The sequence below is a fragment of the Flavihumibacter sp. CACIAM 22H1 genome, assembly GCF_001601815.1.
GTDB lineage: Bacteria > Bacteroidota > Bacteroidia > Chitinophagales > Chitinophagaceae > Flavihumibacter.
Genome location: NZ_LUKG01000023.1, coordinates 9,482 through 17,962, shown reverse-complemented (window position 1 = coordinate 17,962; position 8,481 = coordinate 9,482). Strand labels below are relative to the sequence as shown.

Genomic DNA, 8,481 nt, shown 5'->3' with positions numbered 1-8,481 from the left:
ATCTATCGGCATATTATTCTGATAGTTCAATTTTTGTGATTCCTTCCAGGAGCGAAGGGTTTCCTAATGCTTTAATTGAAGCAATGGCAGCCGGGCTGCCACCAGTATCCTATAATTTTATTGGAGGCCCGGAAGAGATTATTGAACCGGGAAAAAATGGCTTTTTAGTAGAGGAGGGCGATATCAAAGGGCTTGCTCATGCCATTAATAAGCTGGCATCCGATAAAGAACTGCGTATTTCGATCGGAAACGCTGCCAAGCAAGCCCGATTTGTTTATTCAAATGAACGGATAACGAAACGAATAGCTCAATTTTTAGGAGTATGAGAAATGAGAAGGAGCCAATTTTGGTGTCTATCATAATGCCCGTCTATAATACTGGAAAATACCTGCAACAGGCGTTGGATAGTATCATATCACAACACTATAAGAATTTTGAAGTTTTTCTGGTGGATGATGGATCAACAGATGGTTCGCTGGATATCTGTCGGTATGCAGCAGCTGCAGATAGCCGTTTTAAAGTTATTAGTCAGATCAATGCTGGTTCAGGGGCGGCAAGAAATAGAGGTATACAGGCTTCATCTGGCGAGCTGCTTTACTTTATGGATAGTGATGATTGGATAGAACCGGGTCTTATCGGAATAGCGGTACAAAAATTTATTGCAAAGCCATACGATCTGTTGGTTTTCGGGTACACTAAAGTGGCCGCTGATGGCTCATTGATTGCATCCGTTCAGCCACCTGATATTCAGATTGAAAATCTGCCCGCTGAACACGAGAAACTAGCTTCCCTTTTCATGTGTGGTGTTGGTCTGGCTGTTTGGGATAAGGTTTTTAGCGCAGCCTGTATTAAAAGCAATAATGTAATATTTGGCGAAAAAAAGAGGACACAGGATTTTGGCTTTATGATGGATTTGCTGCCCCAAGTGAAACAGGTACAAACATGTAGCCAATGGTTGTATAATTATCGAATCGTCTTTAATATTAATCGAAAATTTGATGATAAGATTGTTGCCAATCATATTGAGAATTATAAAAGGATAGTAGATTTTTTCCGGGATGATTTGACCAATAAAACGGTAGCTTCCTATTTGTTAAAGCTTAGAACCTTGTGGTTTGGTATTGTTGTTCCAATTAATATCGTTGCAGTCAACGAATATGGCAGCTTCCAGAAGCGAGCCCGCATTCGGGAGATGCTTACTAGTTTAAAGGAATGTAAGGATGCTGCTATTCTGAAAAATGGGCTGGTTCAAGGAAAATTCAGCTTCTTAAATGCACTGCTTAACCGGGGTAATCCCTTCTGGCTTTATTGCTGTGCAACACTTATGCAGATTTCTAGACGAAAATTAAAAATAGCAAATTAATGTGTGGTATTGCCGGAGCAATTTGTTTAAATCATCCGTTATCAGAAGCGCCTGAAAAGATTAATATTGATGCTTTGAACAAAAGGGGGCCTGATGATAGAGGTATTTATAAAAATGAACATGTATTACTTGGGCATCGGAGGCTTTCAATAATTGATCTGAACACCGGACATCAGCCAATGTTAAGCCAGGACGGATCGGTGGTTATTGTATTTAATGGTGAAATCTATAATTTTAAAGAGCTAAGAAAAGCCCTGATAGCATCCGGACATCATTTTTCAACCTCCAGTGATACGGAGGTTATTATCCATGGATACCAGCAATATGGAATCCAGGATTTGCTAAATAAACTGGAAGGTATGTTCGCTTTTGCTTTATATGATAAAAAGCAAAATAAGTGTTATATAGCAAGAGATAAATTTGGAGAAAAGCCATTGTATTATGGGAATAATGGAGCTGTTCTTTATTTTTCGAGTGAATTAAAAGCGCTGGTGGAATCGATAAAATCGAAAGCGCTGAGTATCGAGGCCATTAATTTATTTCTAACGCTTAGTTATATACCGGCACCTTATTCAATTTATGCTAATGTTTTCAAACTTCCTGCAGCAAATTATCTTGAGTTGCATGCTGATGGAAGAGTAGAGCTAAAGACCTATTTTGATCTTCAGAATAGTCTTGGAAATGGTGCTGGAATAAAGGATTATTCCGATGCTAAGTCTCAATTGAAAGAGCTGGTTTATAAATCGGTTGAGGCAAGAATGATAGCTGATGTGCCGATAGGGGCATTTCTGAGCGGGGGTATTGACTCTAGTATAATAAGTTCAGTGATGGCCGAAATTCATTCTCAACCTATTAATACCTTTTCCATTGGTTTTAACGAACCATCTTATGACGAAAGCAAAAGAGCGCAGCTTATTTCACGCCATATAAAAAGCAACCACGAGGTCTTTTTTCTGGATTTTAAAGATGCATTTCAAATGCTGGATGAAATAACAGAATACTTTGACGAGCCTTTTGGCGATTCAAGTGCATTACCCAGCTATTTCGTTTCCAGGATGGCTGCCGAACATGTTAAAGTTGTTCTGACGGGTGATGCTGCTGATGAATTGTTCGGAGGTTATGAGAAATATCTGGCTCCCCATTATTCCCAGCGCTATCAGAAAATTCCCCGACCACTGAAAGCCGGTTTTGAGGGATTAGTAAAAATGATTCCGCACACCAGGTTTACAAATGCCACCTTACGCAAGGTGAAAAAGGTTATTTCAAATTCTGAACTGGATGCGTTTAATCTCCATTACTCACTAATGTCGCTTGGTTTTTCTGACACGGAGCGCAGAAAGCTATTAAAACAAGGTTATTTGTTCAATGCTAAAGAAATTGTTCAAGCTGTTTATGATGGGTATTCCCATTCGGCCAATACTATGGACAAAGGGTTTTACACCGATTTGAAGTTTGTGCTGGAGGGTGATATGCTTACAAAAGTAGACCGTATGTGCATGATTAATTCGCTGGAAGCGCGTGTTCCTTTTTTAGATTCATCCATTGTTGAATTTGCCTTTCAACTACCCGTTGATTTTAAGATTCAGGGAACAGATAAGAAGCGTATCTTAAAGGACACATTTAAGTATTTGTTGCCGCCTGAAACGTTGAAATTTTCTAAAAAGGGCTTTGGTGTTCCAGTAAATTTATGGATGCGAAACGAGTTGAAAAGTGAATTAAAAAAGTATACAAGTCCTTCCTTTATTGAAAAGCAATCCATATTTGATGTTGATTTTGTTAACAGGGTTGTTACGGAGCACATGAATGGACTACAGAATCATACCGCTAAGCTTTGGAATCTCTTTATTTTTCAAAAGTGGTATACCAGAAATATTTTAACTAATTAATGAAGAAAAAACTAGTACTGGGCGTTACAGCTGGAGGAAGTTCGAAATTATTGGCAGGTCAGGCAAAATATTTCATTGAGAAGGGGTATGAGGTATATTTGATTTCGGAAGATCATTTTAAGGAACGATTGTTTTGCGAACGGGAAGGGTGTATACACCTGCCGGTTAAAATTACAAAGCGCATAAATCCCATCAAGGACCTGGCGAGTTTGTTCCAGATCATTCGTCATTTTAAAAAAATAAAACCCGATATCGTAAATGTTGGTACGCCGAAAATGGGATTGCTTGGGATATTGGCGGCTTATTTTTTGGGCATCCAAAACAGGGTTTACACCTGTCGTGGATTACGGTACGAAAATACGGCTGGATTGTCTGGCCGGTTAATACGAATGATGGAAAAAATCACCAATAGGCTGGCCAAAAAAGTGATTTTTGTAGGGTTTAGTTTGAGAGAGGCCGCAGAAATGGGCGGCACCCTCTATTCAAATAAGTCAGTTGTTATTGGCAAAGGCAGTAGTAATGGCGTAAATAGTGATGAATTTAATCCGGATTTATTTTATGCAGATCAGAAATTAGCAATTCGCAATAGACTTGCACTTACCAATAACCAGTTTATTATAGGATATGTTGGGCGGGTTTCTCGCCGGAAAGGCAGTGAAGAGTTATACGATGCTTTCACAAGTGTGCAGAATACTTTCCCGGAATGCAGATTACTGGTGGTTGGCCACATGGATTGTTCTAAGGAACTGGAAGAAAAGTTTAGAACACACCCTGCGATCATCTATTTGGGTTGGAGTGATGAAATCCCTGCCCTGATGTCAATTATGGATGTATTTGTTCTGCCCTCCTGGCAAGAAGGATTTTCTAATGTGTGTATTCAGGCTGCTTCTATGGGACTTCCTGTCATAACAACAACGGCCACCGGGTGCAGAGATGCTATTAAGGATGGTTTTAATGGCATGTTGTATCCTTTTGGCAATTCAGCGGCTTTGCAAAAGCTACTGCTCGGCTACCTGGAAAACAATGAACGTAGAAAATTGCATGCAAAGAATAGCAGAACCTGGGCAGCCGAGTTTAAGCAGCAAGTGATTTGGGATGGAATTGAAAAGGTTTATGAAAATAAAACGCTTGTAAATTAGTATGTATAGGTTTGTATGTAAGAGGATTTTGGATTTTTTGGTAAGTCTGATTTTGATTATCCTGCTTTCGCCAGTATTTATAGCAACAGCAATTATTTTATATATCCAGAATAAAGGTGCTGTTTTTTTTATTCAGAAACGACCCGGTAAAAATGAACGCATATTCAGTATAATTAAGTTCAAGACAATGACTGATCAGCGGGGGTTGGATGGTCAATTACTTCCGGATAATCAACGAATAACCAAATTGGGCAGAGTTATTCGGAAATTGTCTGTTGATGAATTACCACAACTTATTAATGTGTTGATCGGTGACATGAGTTTAATAGGGCCGCGCCCTTTATTGGTGCGTTATTTGCCTTTGTATGATGAACAACAAAGGAAACGACATTTGGTAAGACCAGGTATAACCGGTCTGGCGCAGGTGAAAGGAAGGAATGCGATTAGCTGGAAAGAAAAATTTGAGTATGATTGTTTTTATGTAGCAAATCTTTCTTTCTTGCTTGATGTAAGGATTGCGGCTCTAACAGTTTTAAAAGTGCTAAAACGAGACGGTGTAAATCAATCGGCAGATCGGCCAATGCAGCCCTTTACCGGTGAAAATTAAGGCGAAAATGAAAAGACTTATCTACCTGTTTTATTATTTAAAGACTACTGATTTCCAAAAATTGAAAAAATTCAATCAGTTTGCAGTTGGGGTTTCTGGGAAATCATCTCTCAACTTGCATCTGGATAGCATTATTTCTGTATTTAAATTCAATACTGCACTGCTTGACTATTACCATTTTAGATTTTTTGAGCAAACCGATACTGATCGTATGAAATGGGCTGGTACTGGTTTTATGTATGAATACCAACTACGTGCAAATCCAAAATCATCCCGCAACTTGTTGGAAGACAAAATTCTTTTTTTAAAACACTTTAGTCGGCTGAATGCCAGAAGATTTTACACGCTTAATGAAGTGTTGGACGGCGGAGCTGATTTGCAGTTTTTTTTTACCCATGGCTCCGGGAAGGCTGTTCTGAAGGGGTCAAGAGGCCAGGTAGGTGCAGAGGTAAATGTAATTGATACAGATCAGTTTGATCCATTGACGCTGCCCTCATTTATGAAACAAAACGGCTACGATCTTTTAGAGGAGTATGTAATACAACATCCTGATTTAATGAATTTGTCGCCCAGTGGTCTTAACACAATTCGTGTGTTTACTGAATTGAAAGAAGGGCAGGTAATTTTTCTGGGGGCAAGGTTACGTATAACCATTAACTCACCGGTTGACAATATGGCGGCGGGAAATCCGGCCGCGCCGGTTGACATTAAATCTGGAAAAGTGATCGGCCCCGCTGTATTCAGCGACATCAGTAAGCAGGATATTTCCGTTCATCCCGTGACTAAGATTTCTATTGTGGGTTTCCAGGTACCTTTCTGGGAGAGGGTTATAGAAATGGTTACGGATGCCACATTGGATGCCGGTGGAAATAAGTCGATTGGTTGGGACGTTGCCGTTTCTGCTGCAGGGCCTGAACTGATAGAAGGCAATCATAATTGGTGTAAGCTTTTATGGCAATTGCCGGTAAAGTCTGGATTAAAAAGCATATTAACTCAATAGTATGAGCAAAGTTCTGTACGTGGTGGGGGCCGGAAGTGTGGGCGGGTATATTGCCTATAATTTAGGCCACATGACAAATGAATACCGGATTGGTGGCTTTTTTGATGATGATCCGGCGAAAAAGAATACTATGATTTTTGGCGTTCCAGTTTTAGGCACTACAGATGACTTGCTTGAGTATAATAATGCTTCTGTTGTTATCGGAATTGCGTTTCCGAAAATAAAAGCGCAGCTTATTGATAAGCTGGGGCAGAATTCTACTCTAATATATCCATCCCTTATTTCAGCAGCTAGTTGGATCTCCTCTAATTCCCACATTGGAATGGGAGCAATTATTTATCCTGGTTGTTCTGTTAACTACCAGGTTACAATTGAAGATTTTGTCGTTATGAATATGAACTGTGCTATCGGACATGATTGTACGATAGGCAGGTTTTCTAGCCTGGCACCCGGGGTAGCTTTAGGGGGCGGCACACAAATTGGTGCGCTCACTGAAATGGGTATAGCGTCTGCCACAAAACAAGGCATATCCATTGGTTCGTCCTGTATAATCGGGGGAAATGCAATGGTTGTTAAAAATGTTCCAGATAATTCGAAGGCGGTAGGAGTACCTGCTCGTATTAGTAAGAAATAATTATTGAAACTACCAGTATTTAATGCAGTATGAATAAAATTTGGTTATCATCACCACATATCGGATCCAAGGAACTTGAATATGTGAAAGAAGCGTTCGAAACAAATTGGATTGCACCGCTAGGGCCTCATGTTGATCAATTTGAAAATGAATTAGCTGCTTACACAGGCGTAAAATATGCAGCAGCCTTATCATCGGGTACATCTGCTATTCATTTGGCATTGATCTTATTAGACGTACAAGCCGGGGATTATGTAATATGCCAAAGCATGACCTTTTCAGCTACCGCTAACCCGATAAGATACCAGGGAGCTATTCCTGTTTTCGTTGATAGTGAACGGGAAACCTGGAATATGGATCCCAATGCGTTGCTTGATGCGATAAATTTTTGTAATAAACAGGGAAAAAAACCTAAAGCTATATTGCCTGTTCATCTTTATGGAATGCCGGCAAAGATGGCGGAAATTAGGAGCATAGCTGATCGTTTTTCGATTCCCATTGTTGAGGACGCCGCCGAGGCGCTGGGTTCTACGCTGAAGAATCAATCCTGCGGTAGTTTTGGCGATTTAAGTATTCTTAGCTTTAATGGTAATAAAATTATTACAACAAGTGGGGGAGGCGCTTTGCTTGGAAATGATAAAGCCCGGATTAACAAAGCCAGGTTTCTGGCAACCCAGGCTCGTGACCCGGCACCCCATTATCAACACTCTGAGATCGGATACAATTATAGAATGAGTAATGTATGTGCTGCCATTGGGAGGGGACAGATGGATGTATTAAAGGAAAGAGTTGAACAACGGCGTGCAAATTTTGATACGTACTCTCAGGCATTTGGTGAACTGACCGGTTTGGATTTTCAGCCGGAACTACAAGATTCTTTCAGTAATCGATGGCTTACTACAATTACTATTAGCCCGGATATTTCAGATAAGGTTACTAATGAGCTGATTCGCATCCGACTGGAACAGGAAAATATTGAATCGCGTCCACTATGGAAACCCATGCATATGCAGCCCGTTTTTCAGGCATACCCTTATTTTGGTGGAAGTGTTGCAGAAGAACTATTTAAAACAGGTTTATGCCTGCCCAGCGGAAGCAATCTTGCCAAAAATGATCTGGAAAGGGTGGTTTCATTGGTTCGGTCATTTTGGCAATAAAATTGTAGATTGAATAGCTTTTGTTTCCAACGCACCTCGGTAGGATTATATTTTTTAAATCTGTATATATGAGCATGTATAAGTTGATCTTTGATCTTGGTGCTAATCGAGGCCAAAATTTAAAATACTATTTGTCCAACGCTGATAAAGTAGTAGCTGTTGAGGCAAATCCAGACCTGGTAAAAGATATCAATTTACAGTTTGCCCATGAAATTTCAAATGGTCGGTTAATTGTAATTAATAAATGTATTTCTGAAGAAAATGCTCCGAATAGCATTGTTGATTTTTATGTCAATAAATTTGATTCTGGCTTAAGCCGTTTTACGCCCCCTAAATATCACCCGGAAGATTTTACCGTTATTCAGATTGAGTCTGTATCCTATAGCCAGCTGCTAAGGGATTACGGGCAACCAGAATTTGTCAAGATTGATTTGGAAGGATACGATAAAATACTTTTAAACAATCTGATCGAAAATGATTTATTACCAGCGTATCTTTCTACGGAGAATTGTGGACTTCCTATTTTAAATAAGCTAATTGCTAGTGGCAGATATAATTGTTACAATATCGTTTCTTTTTATAATTACGAAGATTATTACGTAAAAACCACCAACAAAACCGCCGGACCTTTTGGAAAGGATATTAAAAGTCCGTGGTTGTCTGAACAGGACATTTTAGAATTGTATTCGAAGATG

At 39.6% G+C, this 8,481-nt stretch carries 9 protein-coding genes; all 9 read left to right on the top strand.

Features of this window, described 5'->3' with window-relative positions; genetic code table 11:
* Positions 1–326, top strand: a 326-nt coding sequence (locus A1D16_RS08495) for a glycosyltransferase (protein ID WP_290708932.1), incomplete at its 5' end; no start/stop codon positions are given.
* Complete coding sequence (locus A1D16_RS08490) at positions 323–1,363, top strand: glycosyltransferase family 2 protein (RefSeq protein ID WP_290708931.1); 1,041 nt, start codon at positions 323–325, stop codon at positions 1,361–1,363. The genes A1D16_RS08495 and A1D16_RS08490, both read left to right, overlap by 4 nt.
* The gene (gene asnB, locus A1D16_RS08485) at positions 1,363–3,249 is read left to right on the top strand and encodes an asparagine synthase (glutamine-hydrolyzing) (protein ID WP_290708930.1); all 1,887 of its coding nucleotides are present in this window, start codon (positions 1,363–1,365) and stop codon (positions 3,247–3,249) included. The genes A1D16_RS08490 and asnB overlap by 1 nt, the downstream gene beginning before the upstream one ends.
* Entirely contained in the window at positions 3,249–4,388 is a 1,140-nt protein-coding gene (locus tag A1D16_RS08480) for a glycosyltransferase family 4 protein (protein WP_290708929.1), read from the top strand. Before asnB ends, A1D16_RS08480 begins: the two co-directional genes overlap by 1 nt.
* Position 4,389: 1 nt before the next feature.
* On the top strand, positions 4,390–4,995 hold the full coding sequence (locus tag A1D16_RS08475; protein WP_290708928.1) for a sugar transferase: 606 nt from the start codon (positions 4,390–4,392) through the stop codon (positions 4,993–4,995).
* A gap of 7 nt (positions 4,996–5,002) precedes the next feature.
* The gene (locus A1D16_RS08470) at positions 5,003–5,995 is read left to right on the top strand and encodes a sugar-transfer associated ATP-grasp domain-containing protein (RefSeq protein WP_290708927.1); all 993 of its coding nucleotides are present in this window, start codon (positions 5,003–5,005) and stop codon (positions 5,993–5,995) included.
* Between the two features lies 1 nt (position 5,996).
* On the top strand, positions 5,997–6,629 hold the full coding sequence (locus A1D16_RS08465; RefSeq protein ID WP_290708926.1) for an acetyltransferase: 633 nt from the start codon (positions 5,997–5,999) through the stop codon (positions 6,627–6,629).
* 29 nt (positions 6,630–6,658) lie between these two features.
* Complete coding sequence (locus A1D16_RS08460) at positions 6,659–7,786, top strand: aminotransferase class I/II-fold pyridoxal phosphate-dependent enzyme (RefSeq protein WP_290708925.1); 1,128 nt, start codon at positions 6,659–6,661, stop codon at positions 7,784–7,786.
* 68 nt (positions 7,787–7,854) lie between these two features.
* Positions 7,855–8,481: FkbM family methyltransferase (locus A1D16_RS08455; RefSeq protein WP_290708924.1), on the top strand; the 627-nt coding region annotated here is incomplete at its 3' end.

What these genes read in the sequence shown, in the direction of transcription:
- A1D16_RS08490 (WP_290708931.1), top strand. Translation starts at nt 323, where the DNA reads ATGAGAAATGAGAAGGAGCCAATTTTGGTGTCTATCATAATGCCCGTC.
- asnB (WP_290708930.1), top strand. Translation starts at nt 1,363, where the DNA reads ATGTGTGGTATTGCCGGAGCAATTTGTTTAAATCATCCGTTATCAGAA.
- A1D16_RS08480 (WP_290708929.1), top strand. Translation starts at nt 3,249, where the DNA reads ATGAAGAAAAAACTAGTACTGGGCGTTACAGCTGGAGGAAGTTCGAAA.
- A1D16_RS08475 (WP_290708928.1), top strand. Translation starts at nt 4,390, where the DNA reads ATGTATAGGTTTGTATGTAAGAGGATTTTGGATTTTTTGGTAAGTCTG.
- A1D16_RS08470 (WP_290708927.1), top strand. Translation starts at nt 5,003, where the DNA reads ATGAAAAGACTTATCTACCTGTTTTATTATTTAAAGACTACTGATTTC.
- A1D16_RS08465 (WP_290708926.1), top strand. Translation starts at nt 5,997, where the DNA reads ATGAGCAAAGTTCTGTACGTGGTGGGGGCCGGAAGTGTGGGCGGGTAT.
- A1D16_RS08460 (WP_290708925.1), top strand. Translation starts at nt 6,659, where the DNA reads ATGAATAAAATTTGGTTATCATCACCACATATCGGATCCAAGGAACTT.